This window comes from Vogesella indigofera, from assembly GCF_003633895.1.
Classification (GTDB): Bacteria; Pseudomonadota; Gammaproteobacteria; order Burkholderiales; family Chromobacteriaceae; genus Vogesella; species Vogesella indigofera.
In genome coordinates this window covers 288,433-304,208 of the sequence record NZ_RBID01000015.1, presented here as the reverse complement: position 1 = coordinate 304,208, position 15,776 = coordinate 288,433, and the positions used below count along the sequence as shown (strand labels likewise).

Sequence of the window (15,776 nt, the reverse complement as noted above, 5' to 3'; positions counted from 1 at the left end):
CTCCTCGTATGACGAGTCCTGCTTGCGCAAGACGGCATGACCGGTGCGGCTCTTGGCGCGGAACGCGGTGCGTCACGCCTGATTGCCGTCGCGGGCCTTATCGCCGTTTGCCGCGTTGCTCCCGCGCGTACTGCCATGGTCGGCGTTGGCGCCTGGGTTCAGGCTGGCTTGGCTAGTTGCAGCTTGTGGCGCCGTGCTGTTGGCGTCTGTCTGCTGACGCACATACTCGGGCAGTTGCCGGCAGCGGTACCAAGCGTGCCGTCGCCGCAGCGTAGGGGATGGGGGATGGCCTGGGCCGCGGGCGCTGCCGGCGGGGCGGTTTGGGGCAGGGATTGTGGCCGGGGGCGCACTGCGTGACAGCGGCGCCCCGTTTGGGGGGGCGTGGGTGGCGGCCCGGGTTGGGGCCGCGCCGGGGCTTACACCGCCGGTGGCGCCACCGTGGCGGCTTGCAGATGCTGCAGGATCACCTGCCCGCCGCACAGGATGTCGTCGCTGATGGCGCGGGCGGCGGCCGGGCCGTCATGGGCGCGGATGGCGGCCAGCACCGGGTAGTGGAAGTCGAGCATGTCGTCGCCGCCGTCACCGTAGACGTCGGCAATCAGCGGCCCCATCTGCAGCCAGATGCGGTACAGGATGCCCTGCAGGAAGGGCATGCCGGCGATGTCGACCAGCGCGAAGTGAAAGCGCTGGTTCAGGTCGCAGCCGCGGGCGGTGTCGCCGTCGGCAATCGCCTGTTCGTTCTGCCGCACCAGTTCTTCCAGCTGCACGATCTGCTCGGCGTCGGCATTTTGCGCCGCCATTTCTGCGGCCAACCCTTCCAGCTTGATGCGGATGGCGCGGATCTCCAGATAGCGTTCCACCGTCATGTGCGGCACGCGGATGTCGCGCGCCGATTTCATCGCCAGCGCCTGTTCCTGCACCAGCCGCAGGATGGCATCGCGCACCGGGGTGACGCTGGTGCCCAGCCGCGCCGCCAGCTCGCGGATCTTCAGCCGCTCGCCCGGCTTGAGCTTGCCCTGGATCAGGGCATTGCACAGCAGGTGGTAGACGGTGCTACCGAGGTTGTCGTGTTCCAGCGTGTCCAGCGCGTCGGTCATGGTGGGGCGTGCCGCAAGATTGAGTTGGCTGATTCTAGCATCGGCACCTGCATATATGATGCATCAAATAAACAGAAGGGTAGCTCGCGCGTGGTGCGGCAAGGTTGGCCGCAGGGTCGGCAAGTCCCGTGCGGCAGTGCTTGGGGGCAGCGGCAATCACGCGGCACGGCGCTGGCGGTGCCGCGCTTGCAATTGAAAAATGCAACAAATATGATGCATCATAAATTTGATGTCGTGATGTCACGGCACGCCCGCCAGCGCCGCGCGGCTGGGATTAGCACCGGCCCGCCGCAACGGCCGCCACCACCGCAACCAGGAGTCTGCCATGCCGGATAAAAAGCGTTACATGCTGTTGACGGGGGCCAGCCGCGGCATCGGCCACGCCACCGTCAAGCTGTTCCAGGAGCACAACTGGCACATCTTTACCGTGTCGCGGCAGCCGTTTTCCGAGGATTGCCGCTGGCCGTCGGCGCGCGCCAGTCATGTGCAGGCCGATCTGGCCGACCTGTCCTGCCTTGATGCGCTGGTGGCCGAGGTGCGCAGCCGGCTGCCGGGTGGCGAGCTGCACGCGCTGGTGAACAATGCCGGCATCTCGCCCAAGGGGCCGCACGGCGCGCGGCTGGGCATTCTGGACAGCGACATGGACACCTGGGGCCGGGTGCTGAACGTCAACCTGGTGTCCACCGCGCTGCTGGCGCGGGGGCTGTTTCCAGAGCTGAAAAAAGGGCAGGGCAGCATCGTCAACGTCACCTCCATTGCTGGCTCGCGGGTGCACCCGTTTGCCGGCGTCGCCTACGCCGCGTCCAAGGCTGGTTTGGCGGCGCTGACCCGCGAGCTGGCGCACGAATTCGCGCCGCACGGCATCCGCGCCAATGCCATCGCCCCCGGCGAGATCGACACCGCCATCCTGTCGCCGGACACCGCCAAAATCGTCGAACACGACGTGCCGATGCAGCGGCTGGGCACGCCGCACGAGGTGGCGGAGGCGATCTACTTCCTGTGCTCCAACCGTTCCTCGTATATCAACGGCTCGGAAATCCACATCAACGGAGGCCAGCATGTCTGACAGCGCCATCGACCAGCTGTTTTCCACCATGGGCAGCGCCACCTCGGAGGATGCCGCCAGCGCGCTGCTGTGGCAGCACTACGGCCTGCGTGGCCGCGCCAGCGTGCTTAACAGCGAGCGCGACCAGAACTTCCACATCCGTGGCGACGACGGCCGGCAGTACGTGCTGAAGCTGACGCACCCGGCCGAGGCGCGCGGCGTCACCGATTTCCAGACCCGCGCGCTGCTGCATGCCGCCAGCCGCGACCCGGCGCTGCCGATTCCGCGCGTCATCCCGCGGCTGGATGGCGAGCCGTATGCGGCGATTACCCTGCCGGACGGCACGCAGCGGGTGCTGCGCCTGCTCAGCTACCTTGGCGGCCAACCTTTGCACCAGATCACGCGCAGCGCCGCCCAGCGCCGCCATCTGGGACAGACTCTGGCGCGGCTGGATCTGGCGCTCAGCGATTTTGCCCATCCGTCCGCCGACCACGCGTTGCTGTGGGACATCCAGCATAGCGAGCGGCTGCAGCCGCTGCTGGCCGAGCTGCCGCCGGGGCCGCAGACCGACACGCTGGCGGCATTCGTCGCCCATTTCCGGCGCGAGATCCAGCCGGCGCTGGCCGGCCTGCGCCGGCAGGTGATCCACAACGACCTCAACCCCTACAACGTGCTGGTCGATCCGCAGGATCAGATCACCACCAGCGGGCTGATCGACTTTGGCGACATGGTGCAGGCGCCGCTGGTGGGCGAGCTGGCGGTGGCCTGTTCCTACCAGCTGTCCGGCAATGCCAATCCGCTGGATACCGCCGCCGAGCTGATCGCCGGCTATCACCAGCTATGCCCGCTGCGGCGCGAAGAAGTGTTGCTGCTGTACGAGCTGATCCTCACCCGGCTGTGCATGACGGTGACCATCACCGGCTGGCGCGCCAGCCGCTACCCGGAAAACAAGACCTACATCCTGCGCAACAACGGCCTGAGCTGGGACGGCCTGCAACGGCTGCAAGCCATCGGCCGCGAACAGGCGCAGGCATTTTTGCTGCAGGTGTGCGGCATGAAAGGACAAGCATGAGCAGCAAGGACCAACGCATGGCCAATGCCTTCGACCCGGCCACCGCTGGCAGCCTGCCGGCGCGCGAGCAGGCGCTGATCCAGCGCCGGCAGCAGGTGCTGGGCCAGGCCTACCGGCTGTTCTATGAACAGCCGCTGCACGTGGTGCGCGGCGAGGGCGTATGGCTGTACGACCCGGACGGCAACGCCTATCTCGACGTGTACAACAACGTCGCCTCGGTCGGGCACAGCCACCCGCGGGTGGTGGACGCCATCGCCCGCCAGGCGGCGACGCTGAACACCCACACCCGTTACCTCAACGACGTCATTCTCGACTACGCCGAGCGGCTGCTGGCGACGCTGCCGGCAGCCACCAGCCAGGCAATGTTCACCTGTACCGGCAGCGAGGCCAACGATCTGGCGCTGCGGCTGGCGGCCAACTACAGCGGCGGTACCGGCGTGATCGTCACCAGCCATGCCTATCACGGCGTCACCAGCAGCGTGGCGGCGTGCTCGCCGGCCTTCGGCCACAACGTGCCGCTGGGCGTGCACGTGCGCACCGTGCCGGCGCCCGACGCCTACCGCTACCCGGACGAGGATGTCGGGGCACGCTTTACCCGCCATGTCGAGCAGGCCATCGCCGACCTGCAGCGGCACGGCATCCAGCCGGCGGCGCTGCTGGTGGACACGCTGTTTACCAGCGACGGCGTGTTTGCCGAGCCGGCAGGTTTTCTCGCCGGTGCGGTGGACGCCATCCGCGCCGCCGGCGGGCTGTTCATCGCCGACGAAGTGCAGGCCGGCTTTGCCCGCAGCGGCAGCCATTTCTGGGGCTTCCAGCGCCACGGCGTCACCCCGGACATCGTCACCATGGGCAAGCCGATGGGTAACGGCCACCCGATTGCCGGGCTGGCGGCACGGCCGGAGATCATCGACGCCTTCGGTCGTCAGGTGCGCTACTTCAATACCTTCGGCGGCAACCCGGTGTCGTGTGCCGCCGGCATGGCGGTGCTGGACATCATCCGCGACGAGGGTTTGCAGCAGAACGCGCGTGACACCGGCGCCTATCTCAAGGCCGGCTTCGACAGGTTGGCCGCAAAGCATGAGCTGATCGGCGATGTGCGCGGCGCCGGTTTCTTCCTCGGGGTGGAGCTGGTGAGCGACCGGCAGCGCAAGACGGCGGCCACGGCGGAAACCGGCCGCATCGTCAACGCGCTGCGCGAGCGGCGCATCCTGATCAGCGCCACCGGCCCGGCCGGCAATATCCTCAAGCTGCGGCCGCAGCTGCCGTTCTCGCGCGCCAACGCCGACCAGCTGCTGGGCACGCTGGACGAGGTGCTGGCCGGGCTGTAGCGCGGCTGACGCGGCGCCGGGGTGTTTCGGGATTGCCGGCGGATGCCGCCGGGCTGTCCCGTCCGGCGGTGACAACGGTTTCAGCACTGTAAAGCCAGCCGCCTCTGCGGTTGGTGGCGACTACGCTGGCGCTTGTCGTCATCGCCGCGCTGTTGTCGCTGACCCCGCTTGGTACCCGTTTCGGCTTCGTGTCCCCGTCAGTCCGCTTCGGTTTCGCTCCCGGTGCCAGGCGCAAAGCCGACAACGCCGCCGTTGATGGCAGGAGCCCTTCGGGGAGGGGCGGTGTCCAGCGCCCCGGCCGATCGATTTGCCGTCGATGGTGACGCTCGCATCGATCCGCGGGAGGCCACGGTGCCGCCCCGTTGCCGCTTCCGGCAAGGTGCATTCCATTAAAACGTCCCAGCGGGGGACAAACGTATTTGCTCACAGAATTTCGCGGACAGGAACTGGGCCAGTTTATCAAGCAGTCGCGCCTGCGCTTTCACCACATCGCTCACCTGGCCACCGGTAACGGCCTCCCTGGCGTGGAACACCCCGGTCAGCAACGGCCGGTCCCGTCCCTTGGCAAGCAGGCGCCAGCCAGCCTCCAGCTCGGCCTCCTTGCCGGGGGCCAGCCGGAACACCCTCACATCAAGCAGGAGCGAAAAATCGGTCTGCGCCAAGCCGGGCTGCGGCCAAGCGTACACGGTGCCCAGGCCTGACTGGCGCGACAAATCCAGGGCCACCGCCTGCGCGAGCAGTCGCGGCAGGCTGGCGACCCAGCGCTGCTCCTCGGCCAGCAGCAAACGGCCATCCGCCTGTTCCAGCACCAGCTGGGGATGGTCTACGCCAGCCGGCAAGGTCACCGGCCCCACCAGCAGACTGGCGCCGGAAGTCAGCTCGCCCGGAGCCGGTGCGATGGCGGCGAGGTCATGGAAGGTGGCTGGCACGGAGGCACAGCCCGCCAGCATCAGTACCGCCAGGAGTGCGAAGCGGCATTTCATTGGGCGTCTCCTTGCTTGCCGCGAATCAGTGCTTCGGGATGACGGTCGAGATAATCGACCAGGGCACGGACACTGCGTGCGGTTTCGCTGACCTCAAGCGCGGCGTTGCGCATGTCCTGCTGTAGCGGCGAGTTGGCCTGCAGCACTTGCTGGGTGTCGTCCAGCGTCTTTTGCAGCTTGTCCAGTGTTTGCGTGGCCTGCGGCAGCATCTTGTCGTCGATGTTGCCCATCAGTTGGCGGGTGGCGGCCAGCATGGCGCGCAACTCGTGAACGGACTGGTCCAGTCCTGCGCTGATGGATTCCAGCGGCATCTTGTCCAGCTTGCGGGCGATGCGTTGCATCATGGCCTGCAGCTCTTCCAGATCGCCCGGGATGGTCGGCATCACGTCCATGTCCTGCTCGTGTCCCAGTTGTGCCGGCTTGGCGTCGCGGAAGAAGTCCAGCGCCACGAACAGCTGGCCGGTAATCAGGCTGCCGGAGCGCAACTGGGCGCGCAGGCCGTTTGTCACCATTTGCTTGAGCGACAGTTGCTGGCGAAGGCTGCGGTCCTTGTCGAGATTGCTCGACATGGCCAGCAAGCGGCTGGGAAAGATGCGCACATCCACCAGCATGTTGAAATCCTTGCGTGCCTTGTCCTGTTCCAGGCCGATGGCCGTCACCTCGCCAATGACAATGCCACGGAAGTCCACCGGCGCACCCACGGAGAGGCCACGCACCGACTGCTGGAATTTGAGCCGTATCGGATACACCTCGTGATCCGCCGTGCGCATGGCCACATCGCGGGTTTCCGCCAGGCCGAATACCGCGCCTGCTGCCGCTGGCTGCGCGCTCTCGCCAGAGGATGGTGACTCGAAGGCGATGCCCCCCAGCGCGATGGCCGTCAGAGACTGTGTGTTTACCTTCAGCCCGTTGGCGGAAATGGAAAGGTCTACGCCGCTGGCGTGCCAGAAGCGGGTATCCGGCACCACGAAGCGGTCGTAGGGGGCGTTGATGAAGACGGTGAGGTCCAGCCCCTGCCCACTCTTGTCCAGGGCGTAGGCGACCACTTGCCCTACCGGCACCCGGCGGAAGTACACCGGCGCGCCGATGTCCAGCGAGCCGAGATCGGCGGATTTCAGCACGAACTGCCTGCCCGGCAGGTCGCCGGTGATGATGGGAGGCACGTCCAGACCGGTGAAATGCTGGCTGCTGGTCTTGCTCCGCCCCGCGTCCATGCCGATATAGGCGCCGGACAGCAGGGTGCCGAGGCCGGACACGCTGCCGCCGGCGATACGCGGTCGGACGATCCAGAAGCGACTGTCGCTGGTGAGATAGGGCTCGGCCTCCTTGCTTATCTGCGCGGTGGCAATGATGCTCTTGCGGTCCTCGCTCACTTTTACCGAGGTCACCTCGCCGATGTCCACATCCCGGTACTTGATGCGCGTCTTGCCGGCCTCCAGGCCTTCGGCGTTGTGAAAAGCGATGGTAATGGTGGGGCCGCGCGACAGGATGGCTTGCACGGTCAGGTAGCCCCCTATCAGCGCGGCCACCACCGGGATCAGCCACACCAGCGAGGGTGACCAGCGCCGTCGTTCCTCCAGCCTGGCCTGCGGCAATTCCTGTTGCACCGGTTCGTCCGGTGCGTCGTCACGCTTGTCGATCATCATTTACCTCGATGGGGTCCCAGATGAGCCTGGGGTCGAAACACATGGCGGACAGCATGGTGAGCACCACTACCGCGCCGAAGGCCATGGCGCCAGGGCCGGCCTTGATGCTGGCCAGCGACTGCAGCTGCACCAGCGACACCAGCAGCGCCACGACATAAATATCCAGCATCGACCACGGGCCGATGGCTTCCAGTAAGCGGTACAGCCGCGTGCGTTGCCGCGGCGCCCAGCGCGAGCGGCACTGTACGGTGACCAGCAACAGCAGCATGGCCAGAATCTTGAGCAGCGGCACCAGCACGCTGGCAATGAAAACCACCAGTGCCAGCGGCCAGGAGCCGCTTTGCCAGAGGAACACCACGCCGCTCATGATGGTGTCGCTCTGCGTACCGGACAGCATGACGGTTTCCATGATGGGCAGCAGATTGGCCGGCAGATAACAGATGATGGCGGCCAGCAGGAAGGCCCAGGCGTATTCCACGCTGCGCTTCTTGCGCGCCCTCACCTCGGCCCCGCAGCGTGGACAGACGGCCGCCGTGCCGGGACGCTCATCCACGCCCCGGCACAACAGGCCGCAAGCGTGGCAATGCCACCAGCCGCGCGCGGCGGCGGAATTCAGCGGATAGCGCGGCATGCTTCGTATCGCTCCCACAGCAGGGCCGCGTCGAAGCGGCTGGCACTGGTAGCCAGCAGCACGATCAGCACGAAAAACGACCACAGCCCGATACCGGGATGTACCTGGGCCAGATGGGCCAACTTGACCAGCGACACCAGCACGCCGAGCAAGAATACTTCCACCATCCCCCAGGGGTGCAGCATCTGGATCGCGCGCATCACGCGGGGGAAGCCGTGCGGCACACGGCCCAGCGTCAATGGCAGCAATAGGTAGAGCAAGGCCAGCAACTCGATGCCCGGCAGCAGCACACCGGTGAACAGCACCAGCATGGCCACCGGCAGCATGTCCTGATGCATCAGCTGCGAGACGGTGCCCAGCAGCGTGGTGGCGGTGCGCACCCCGCCCACCTCCAGTCCCACCACGGGAAACACATTGGCCAGCGCGAAGACGAACAGGGTGGCCAACACCAGCGCCAGCGAGGTCTGCGGCTGATCACCCGGCGCGCGATGCAGCAGTGCGCCGCAGCGGCAGCAGACCACGTTTTGCGTGACGGCCACCGGCAGTACCTGCAGCAAGTCACATTCGTGGCAAGCAGTCTTGGCGTGATGATGCGTGCTGTTTTTACGATTCGACATCATTGGATGTTGGGCATTTTTTGAAAAGCAGGCACCAGATAAAAATCATTCAAATGAATGTCGCGGGTTGCTTATTTGACGAGAGTTCCTGTTGGTCTTTGTTCATGGAGTCAATCAGTAAATCCAGCGCCGCACTCGAGACCTTGAAAATGCCATGGTAGGGTTGGGTTAATTCCAGTATCAGGAAATTTGTACTGGCAACGGCCAAGGACCCCATGGACAGCAGAAAAGCAGAAAACAAGCTGGCCTCACCTGTACAGCCATATAGAAAAAACAACAGGCATGCCCAGCCAAAAATGATGAATAGCAACAGTGACGGAACCTGGTTCGACAGGTTTCTGATGATATTGGATTGAGTGGTTACAAAATTACTGGAAAGTTGCCGGATGGCATTAATGTCATCTTGCGTTACGCCGGGCATGCTTTCCGCGATCTTGTTGATCTCGATCATGCCATCGATGTCGTCAGAAAGATTGGCATAGCCGACCTTTTTCCAGTGCGTGCCATTTTTTTCAGGCCAGTAGCGACAATGCAGGGCGATGACAATTTCCCTCAGGATGTGACGAGAGGGATTGTCCTTGGACTGAAATCTCTTTAGCAGCAGGTCGATATTGGCCAGGACGGTTACTAGTGAATTCAAGTCGGCCTTATGACCGTTAAAGGCATTGTAGGATGACGACACCAGCAACCCCAGAACGATAGCGAACAGCGTGCCAACCAGGCCCGATATGGAACGGGCCATGTCCATGGGAAAACTCATCTGGAACGGGATGAATTCATGAATGGACATGCCAAGAATCGCAAAACAAAGCACCATAAGGGCAACCAGGGCACAGCGGCTCAGCGTACTCATAGACACCCCATCTTGTTTATCGTTAAACCGCCTGGCGGCTTTCTGGTGTGAAGTCGGGTAACCGGGGCATGGCCACCTTGTTGAACGAGTCGTTACGGTTTGCCCATTGTCCATTCTTGCCCTTGTTACGCGTGCTTCGATCACCGCTCCATACCAGACGATGGCAGGGGGCGGACATTTCGCACAAAGAGGGACGGCAAAGTCGGCACGCAGCGTGTCCGCTTGCCCCGTTATCCGTTAAATAACTATACCGTCTGGTAAAATTATGTTGGCAGAGCGGAACCACTGTCAAGGTCTAATGAAGCCAGGACGAGGGCAAGACTATGGCGTGGCAAGGCGGCGGGTTTGTGTCGCCTGTTGCCGGCAACGGCTGCGGCTTGCGACCGTCAGCAGATTCGTTCGGCGGCGGCAACGGCTTCAGCCGCCGAGCAGCGCGATCACTTCCTCGTCTTCCACCTGCGGGAAGTGGCGGTAGAACTGGCCGACAGCCTGGAAGTAGGGCGGCGCGTGCAGGCAGACCACCTCGTCGGCCAGCGGGCGCACCAGCTCTAGCGCATCGGGCGAGGCCACCGGCACGGCACAGACCAGCCGCTCCGGCTTTTTGTGGCGCAGCGCGTGCAGTGCCGCCAGCATGGTGGCGCCGGTCGCCAGGCCGTCGTCGACCACGATCACCAGCCGGCCGGCGGGGTCCAGCGGCGGCCGGATCGGGGTGTAGCTTTCCCGCCGCGCGTGGATGGTCGCCAGCTGCGTCTGTTTCTCGCGCTCGATGTAGTCCTGATCCGCGCCCATCGCCGTCGCGTAGGGCGCCAGGTAGGTCCAGCCGCTTTCGTCAATGGCACCGATGGCGGTTTCCGCATGGCGCGGCGCGCGCAGCTTGCGCACCAGCACGACATCGAAATCCCCGCCCAGCGCGTCGGCGAGCAACCTGGCCATCGGCACCGCACCGCGCGGGATCGCCAGCACCAGCGGGTGCTGGCCCCTGTAGGGCTGCAGCCGTGCGGCCAACTGGCGCGCGGCATCATCGCGGTCTGCAAACATGGCGTTTTCCGTCGGGGTCAGTGGGGGCGATCGGGCTGCAACAGCTCGATCTTGAAGTCGCTTTCAAACGGCGGCACATGGCACTCGATGATGTCCGGGGGCGCAATCTCCAGCCGGGTGCCGACCACGTCGGCGGCCAGCGGCAGACAGCGGCCGGCCCGCTCCACCAGCACGGCGACCCGGATGGCGGCGGGCTGCTTCTGCACCAGATAATTCACCACTTTCAGGATGGAGTGCCCGCTGTAGAGCACGTCGTCGACCACCAGCAGGGTGTAGCCGGAGAGATCCAGCGCCGCGTGTTGCGCCTGCTCGGTAAGTTGTGTTTCCGGGTGCAGCAGGGTGAGATCGTCGGCGTAGCGCTTGACCAGCAGGTCCAGCCGCAACGGCGGCGCCATGCCATGCACCGCCACCAGCCGCTCGGTGAGCAGGTCGGCCAGTGGTGCGCCACGGCGGCGGATGCCGATCACCGCCACGCGTTGCCGGCCGCGCAGCAGGCCAGCGCTCCGCGCGGCCATGGCATCGAGCAGATCCGTCAGTTGCGCCGCGTCAAACAGGCAGGTTCGTGAACCGGGTGTCATGGCGGGAATCACCTCGCTGCAAGTTGGTGCCAGCGGCCGCATCGAAAGGTTGGCCGCAAGCGGGCGCGCGCGGCGTTTCCTGCTGCCGGTATCACAAGGCGGGTGTCACGCGAGCATGGCATCGCCCTTGTTGTTGCGGGCTGTCCTGTGTATAGCAAGCGGCCTGGCCGCGGGCAAGCCGGGGGCGGCGTGTCACGGAAGCCCCGGGTCAGATGCCCAGGACGGCATTGACCGGGATCGAGATGCGCGACTCGCTGCCGGCATGGACTTCGGTGCCATGTTCCAGCCAGTTGGGGAACACCAGTAGCTGGCCGGCTTCCGGGGTAATGGAAATTTCGCTGCCGGCGTTGGGGCGCAAGCTGCCCTGCCACGGTGACAACAGCGCGCCGGGTCGCGGGTCACGCAGCACGATGGGCCCGCTGCCGGCGGGTACCTTCAGGTAGTAACAGGCGCTGAGCAGTGCTCCGGCATGATTGTGAAAGGTGTTGTAGCCGCCCGCGTCGTGCACATTGGCCCAGGCTTTCAGCTGGTAGCGATGCAGTGGTGGGCCCATTTCGTTGAAGATGAAATCGAAAACGGTGCGTACCGCCTGTGCCAGCGGCAGAAAAAGCGGGTCATCAAACAGTGTCTGCGTACTGTTCCAGCCCATGCGGTTGGAGCGTCCCTCCGCAACCGGATTCTGCTGCCGCCACGATTCGATCTGTGCTGTCCATTGCGGTACGTGCTCGTTCAGGGTTGACAGGCTGACCGACCAGACCCGGGTCGGAAACAGCTCCATGTGGGCAAGATTGAGTTGCGGCATCGAGGTATTTTTCAAAGTTTGTTTATAAAGTGCGCTGCATACCGGCAGTGTTGCTGTGGTGGTCATGTGCAGACAGTTTGTGGCCTTGGCGACGAAACGCCTGTATTAGCGGGCTGTCATCCCTGTTTTCGAGTATGGAAAACCACAGTAGGGATAATAAATTGCCCGATGTTATGACATTTTATTTTCAAGTTGTCTTTATGTAATCACAATGTCGCCACCTGTACCAGACTTAGGAATAGCCATGCCCACCCCATTCTCTGCCCGTCCTGCCTGCGGCCAACCTGCCAGCAAGCAAAAACCGCTGGTGCTGGCCACCGCCGCCGCCTGTTTTGCATTGGCCGCCGGTTCGGCGCAAGCGGTCGGCTGCGCTACCTCCGTCACCACCGAGACAACCACGGCGGCGACGGTGTGTAGCAACCTGACCGTTAGCTCTGCCGGTAAGATCGATGTGAGCGGCAGCACTGCCGTTACGGTCAGCACTGGCAACGAGTTTTCTACCTCTATTGACAACAGTGGCCGCATCACCGGCAATACTGCGATTTATGTGCAGGATACCTCAGGTACTTACAGCACCCAGATCAACAACAACAGCAGCGGCGTGATGGTGGGGCAGAACTATGCGGTGAACCGGGCAGGCAGCCCGGGACAGAGCGTCAATATCTTTAACGAGGGCCAGATCGCCGGCTCCATCGTCGCCACCAACCTGACCAATGCTGGCAGCGGCGTGGTGACACTCAAGACTAATGCCGACAGGGACGACCTGCGCAATAGCGGTAGCACCGGCTCAGCGCAGCTGAGTGGCACCTTCAGCCAGGAGTCCGGTGCCACGCTGCGGGTCGCCATTGTCTCCACCAGTGACGAGGGCAGCTACAGCTACCTGCAGGCGGCCAACGTTAACCTGAACGGTACGCTGGATGTGGACGTGAAGGCCAACAGCGGCCTGAGCCTGAGTTCCGGCCTCAACTCCTTCGGCATCATCCACGCGACGAATACCTTCAATGGCACCTTCTCGCAGATCACCGACAACAGTGCGCTGTTCAACTTCGAGCAGCGGGTGCTCTCCAACACCCTGTACATCGATGCCGTGCGCGCACTGACGGTGGAGCAGGCGGCGCGTGACAACAGCAATACCCCGGGGCTGGGCGCGGCACAGGTGCTGGACTCCGGTGCCACCGGTCTGCAAGAAGTGGTCGATGCGCTGGGCCAGCTGGCTACGGCACAGGAAGTGTCCGACGCGGTGTCGCAGACCCTGCCGCTGCATACCGGTGCTTCCATCGCCGCGACGCAGGATGCGCTGTCCAGCGTCAACCAGATCGTGCAGGCACGTATCGAAGGCAGTACCGGCCTGTCGGCCGGTGACCAGGCGTTCAGCGACCGTTATGTGTGGGTAAAACCGTTCGGCTCCTGGGCGGAGCAGGAAAACCGTGACGGCGTGGCCGGCTATGATGCGCGCACCCGTGGTCTGACGCTCGGGGTCGACGGTGCCTTGTCGCCGCAGCTGCGTCTGGGTGGCGCGCTGGCCTATGCCAATATCGATATCGACGGCAAGTCCACGGTCGCGAAGCAGAGCAGCGAAGTGGATGTCTATCAGCTGGTCGGCTACGGCAGCTACAGCCTGGACGAGCGCACCAACCTGAATTTCCAGGTGGACGTTGGCCAGGGCAACTCGCAGGGCGAGCGCCGGATCGCGTTCACCCAGTCCACGGCCGCTTCCGACTATGACAGCTTCACCGCGCATGCCGGCCTGGGTATCGGTCGCAGCTATGCGCTGGATAGCAGTACCACGGTCATTCCGTCGCTGCGTGCCGACTACACCTGGATCAAGGATCAGGCCTATAGCGAAACCGGTGCCGGCGCACTGAACCTGCAGGTGCAAAGCCGTAAGTCGGATGCACTGGTACTGGCGCTGGAAGGCAAACTGAACAAGGATCTCGGCAACGGCACCCAGCTGCAGGCCAACCTCGGCGTCGGTTACGATACCCTCAACGAGCGCTCGTCCATCGTGTCGGCCTTTGCCGGTGCGCCCAATGCGGCATTTGTCACCTACGGTGCGAAACCCAGCCCGTGGCAGGTGCGTGGCGGTTTCGGCCTGAGCCACAAAACCGCCAGCGGCATGGAAATCACCGGCCGTTACGATGCGCTGTACAAGACCGACTTCCTGAACCAGACGGTGTCGGTCAAACTGCGCTGGATGTTCTAAGCCAGCCGGTTTTATGACTGACCATGGCAGTGGCGCGCGCCACTGCCATTTTTTATGCTTTTTTTCATGACCTACATACTCGAGTTGCAGCCTGCCCGTTCGCCGGTTTACCGCTACGGGCTGTCCCAGCCGGTTCAGACCCTACGCTTCCGCTCTGCGGCGCTGGCGCCAGACGCCGACTGGCAGGCGGCCGACGTCTGGCTGGCGGCGACATTCCGGCTAGCGCTCACGCCCGTTGCCGTGGACCCACTGTGGACTGCTGGCGAACAGTGCGTGGCGCAGTGGGCCTGGCGCGTGCTGCAGTTGGCCGCACAGCTGCAGCGGCTGGCACGCATCCCGGTATTCACGCCGGGGGTGATCACGCGGCTGCTGCCGGCGGTGGCTGATGGCTGGCAGGTGGAGGCGGCGATTGCGCACGTGGCCTATTTCCCGGCGGCGGATGTCACACGCTGTTACGAAGCCGCCGCCATCGTGCTGAGCGGCTATCTCGCCAACCCCGGCCACTTTGCCGCGAGTGAAGTGTTGTACCGGCAACTGGAGGCGACGCTGATCGGGCCGTTGTGCCGGCACAATCCGACCGACGACACCACCTTGTCGCTGCTGGCCGCTGCCGCGGCGGCCAAACTGCCGTGGCAGCATCTGGGGCAGGGCTGCTACCAGATCGGCTGGGGCGGTCATGCTCGACGGCTGCAGCAGGGCGGGCTGGCGACGGATTCGATGCTCGGCATCCAGGTCAGCGGCAACAAGGTGCTGACCCGGCGCTGGCTGGCCAGTGCCGGCATGCCAGTGCCGAAGCAGCGGCTGTTGGCGACGGAGGCCGATGCGGTACTGGCATGGCGCGAAATGGCGACACCGCTGGTGTTCAAGCCGGCCAGTGGCGAGGGCGGGCAGGGGGTGAGCGTCGGCGTGGCGGACGAGACCGCCGCCCGCCTGGCCTTTCGGCTGGCGGCCGCCGTGGCCGGCGAGGTGATTGTCGAGCGCCAGGTCGCCGGCGACACCCATCACCTGCAGGTGGTGGATGGCGAGCTGCTGTTCGTGATGCGCCGCCGGCCGGCTGCGCTGGTCGCCGATGGCCGCCATGATCTCGCACACTGTCTGGCTGCGGAGAACCGCCGGCGACAGGAGGAGATGCTGTGGTGGCGCCTGCCACCGCTGCCGCAGGATCAGGTCGCGACCGCTTGCCTCGCCCGGCAGGGCCATGACTGGCACAGCATCCCGCCCGCCGGCACGCCGCTCTTCCTGCGCGACATCCCCAGCAATATCGACGGTGCGCAGGATGAGGATGTGACCCGGCTGGTACATCCGGACAACATCGCGCTGGCCTGTCGTGCCGCCCGCCGGCTGGGGCTGGCGATGGCCGGGGTGGACATCATTTCGCCTGATATCCGGCGCCCGTGGCATGAAAACGGCGCGGTGATCAACGAGGTCAATCATGCGCCGCAGCTGGGCGCCGGCACGCTATACAGGCGCTATCTGCCCGCCATGCTGCGGCAACTGTGGCCCGTTGGCGGCCGCATCCCGGTCGAGGTCTATATCGGCGCCGCGGCCGCACTGGCAACGGCACGCCAGCGGCAGGCAGCGTGGGCGGCGCAGGGCGTCAGCTGCTTTATCTGTAGCGATGAGTTCTGTCTCGATGCGCACGGCCAGCCGCTGGCGATGACGGGAGACGCGGATCACCGGCTGCAGGCGCTGTTGCTGGAGCCGCGGGTGCAGGCCGTGCTGCTGGTGAGCACTGGCCACTGGCTGGCGGCCGGACTGCCCCTCGATCGCATTTCGCGGCTGGAGGTGGTGGCCGAGACCCCGAGCGACCAAGCGCCGGTAGATGCCGGGCAATGGCTGGCGCTGCTGCAAGCGTACCTGCCACCCGCTGAAGAGGAGTAGCG

The 15,776-nt window shown here is 64.7% G+C and carries 14 protein-coding genes; 5 read left to right on the top strand and 9 right to left on the bottom strand.

What is annotated here, in order from left to right; all coding sequences use genetic code 11:
* Positions 1 to 416: 416 nt before the first annotated feature.
* Positions 417 to 1,097: a GntR family transcriptional regulator gene (locus tag C8E02_RS11385; RefSeq protein ID WP_120810861.1), complete on the bottom strand. Its 681-nt coding sequence runs from the start codon at positions 1,095 to 1,097 to the stop codon at positions 417 to 419.
* Positions 1,098 to 1,422: 325 nt separating this feature from the next.
* On the opposite strand from C8E02_RS11385, the gene C8E02_RS11380 reads away from it, so the two are divergent.
* From C8E02_RS11380 to C8E02_RS11370, 3 genes are read left to right on the top strand one after another with little or no spacing between them, the layout of a single operon-like run.
* On the top strand, positions 1,423 to 2,163 hold the full coding sequence (locus C8E02_RS11380; RefSeq protein ID WP_211329227.1) for an SDR family NAD(P)-dependent oxidoreductase: 741 nt from the start codon (positions 1,423 to 1,425) through the stop codon (positions 2,161 to 2,163).
* A complete protein-coding gene (locus C8E02_RS11375; RefSeq protein ID WP_120810860.1) occupies positions 2,156 to 3,214 on the top strand; it encodes a phosphotransferase in 1,059 nt (352 codons plus the stop codon). The genes C8E02_RS11380 and C8E02_RS11375 overlap by 8 nt, the downstream gene beginning before the upstream one ends.
* The gene (locus C8E02_RS11370) at positions 3,211 to 4,542 is read left to right on the top strand and encodes an aspartate aminotransferase family protein (RefSeq protein ID WP_120810859.1); all 1,332 of its coding nucleotides are present in this window, start codon (positions 3,211 to 3,213) and stop codon (positions 4,540 to 4,542) included. Before C8E02_RS11375 ends, C8E02_RS11370 begins: the two co-directional genes overlap by 4 nt.
* A 389-nt stretch (positions 4,543 to 4,931) precedes the next feature.
* Here the strand turns inward: C8E02_RS11370 and C8E02_RS11365 are convergent, their stop codons facing one another.
* From C8E02_RS11365 to C8E02_RS11330, 8 genes are all read right to left on the bottom strand, one after another.
* A complete protein-coding gene (locus C8E02_RS11365; RefSeq protein WP_120810858.1) occupies positions 4,932 to 5,525 on the bottom strand; it encodes a PqiC family protein in 594 nt (197 codons plus the stop codon).
* Entirely contained in the window at positions 5,522 to 7,171 is a 1,650-nt protein-coding gene (locus C8E02_RS11360; RefSeq protein WP_245961132.1) for a PqiB family protein, read from the bottom strand. Before C8E02_RS11360 ends, C8E02_RS11365 begins: the two co-directional genes overlap by 4 nt.
* On the bottom strand, positions 7,152 to 7,649 hold the full coding sequence (locus C8E02_RS11355; protein ID WP_238377236.1) for a paraquat-inducible protein A: 498 nt from the start codon (positions 7,647 to 7,649) through the stop codon (positions 7,152 to 7,154). Before C8E02_RS11355 ends, C8E02_RS11360 begins: the two co-directional genes overlap by 20 nt.
* A 134-nt stretch (positions 7,650 to 7,783) precedes the next feature.
* On the bottom strand, positions 7,784 to 8,359 hold the full coding sequence (locus tag C8E02_RS11350) for a paraquat-inducible protein A (protein WP_211329226.1): 576 nt from the start codon (positions 8,357 to 8,359) through the stop codon (positions 7,784 to 7,786).
* A gap of 109 nt (positions 8,360 to 8,468) precedes the next feature.
* Positions 8,469 to 9,272, bottom strand: a complete 804-nt coding sequence (locus C8E02_RS11345) for a bestrophin-like domain (RefSeq protein WP_147424492.1) — start codon at positions 9,270 to 9,272, stop codon at positions 8,469 to 8,471.
* 417 nt (positions 9,273 to 9,689) lie between these two features.
* Complete coding sequence (locus C8E02_RS11340) at positions 9,690 to 10,310, bottom strand: phosphoribosyltransferase (protein ID WP_120810855.1); 621 nt, start codon at positions 10,308 to 10,310, stop codon at positions 9,690 to 9,692.
* A 17-nt stretch (positions 10,311 to 10,327) separates the two neighbouring features.
* Positions 10,328 to 10,888 carry a phosphoribosyltransferase family protein gene (locus C8E02_RS11335; RefSeq protein ID WP_120810854.1) on the bottom strand — a complete coding sequence of 187 codons (561 nt, stop codon included), beginning with the start codon at positions 10,886 to 10,888 and terminating at the stop codon, positions 10,328 to 10,330.
* A 208-nt stretch (positions 10,889 to 11,096) separates the two neighbouring features.
* Positions 11,097 to 11,690: a TIGR02466 family protein gene (locus C8E02_RS11330; protein WP_170152149.1), complete on the bottom strand. Its 594-nt coding sequence runs from the start codon at positions 11,688 to 11,690 to the stop codon at positions 11,097 to 11,099.
* 244 nt (positions 11,691 to 11,934) lie between these two features.
* On the opposite strand from C8E02_RS11330, the gene C8E02_RS11325 reads away from it, so the two are divergent.
* Positions 11,935 to 13,893, top strand: a complete 1,959-nt coding sequence (locus C8E02_RS11325) for an autotransporter family protein (protein WP_170152148.1) — start codon at positions 11,935 to 11,937, stop codon at positions 13,891 to 13,893.
* Between the two features lie 66 nt (positions 13,894 to 13,959).
* Positions 13,960 to 15,774 (top strand): hypothetical protein, encoded by a 1,815-nt coding sequence (locus C8E02_RS11320; RefSeq protein ID WP_147424491.1) that lies wholly within the window; start codon positions 13,960 to 13,962, stop codon positions 15,772 to 15,774.
* Positions 15,775 to 15,776: the final 2 nt, after the last annotated feature.

Excerpts from the sequence above, each read along its gene's own strand:
- C8E02_RS11375 (WP_120810860.1), top strand. The coding sequence starts at position 2,156 with ATGTCTGACAGCGCCATCGACCAGCTGTTTTCCACCATGGGCAGCGCC.
- C8E02_RS11330 (WP_170152149.1), bottom strand. The coding sequence starts at position 11,690 with ATGCCGCAACTCAATCTTGCCCACATGGAGCTGTTTCCGACCCGGGTC.
- C8E02_RS11370 (WP_120810859.1), top strand. The coding sequence starts at position 3,211 with ATGAGCAGCAAGGACCAACGCATGGCCAATGCCTTCGACCCGGCCACC.
- C8E02_RS11325 (WP_170152148.1), top strand. The coding sequence starts at position 11,935 with ATGCCCACCCCATTCTCTGCCCGTCCTGCCTGCGGCCAACCTGCCAGC.
- C8E02_RS11385 (WP_120810861.1), bottom strand. The coding sequence starts at position 1,097 with ATGACCGACGCGCTGGACACGCTGGAACACGACAACCTCGGTAGCACC.
- C8E02_RS11380 (WP_211329227.1), top strand. The coding sequence starts at position 1,423 with ATGCCGGATAAAAAGCGTTACATGCTGTTGACGGGGGCCAGCCGCGGC.
- C8E02_RS11340 (WP_120810855.1), bottom strand. The coding sequence starts at position 10,310 with ATGTTTGCAGACCGCGATGATGCCGCGCGCCAGTTGGCCGCACGGCTG.
- C8E02_RS11320 (WP_147424491.1), top strand. The coding sequence starts at position 13,960 with ATGACCTACATACTCGAGTTGCAGCCTGCCCGTTCGCCGGTTTACCGC.
- C8E02_RS11365 (WP_120810858.1), bottom strand. The coding sequence starts at position 5,525 with ATGAAATGCCGCTTCGCACTCCTGGCGGTACTGATGCTGGCGGGCTGT.
- C8E02_RS11335 (WP_120810854.1), bottom strand. The coding sequence starts at position 10,888 with ATGACACCCGGTTCACGAACCTGCCTGTTTGACGCGGCGCAACTGACG.
- C8E02_RS11345 (WP_147424492.1), bottom strand. The coding sequence starts at position 9,272 with ATGAGTACGCTGAGCCGCTGTGCCCTGGTTGCCCTTATGGTGCTTTGT.
- C8E02_RS11360 (WP_245961132.1), bottom strand. The coding sequence starts at position 7,171 with ATGATGATCGACAAGCGTGACGACGCACCGGACGAACCGGTGCAACAG.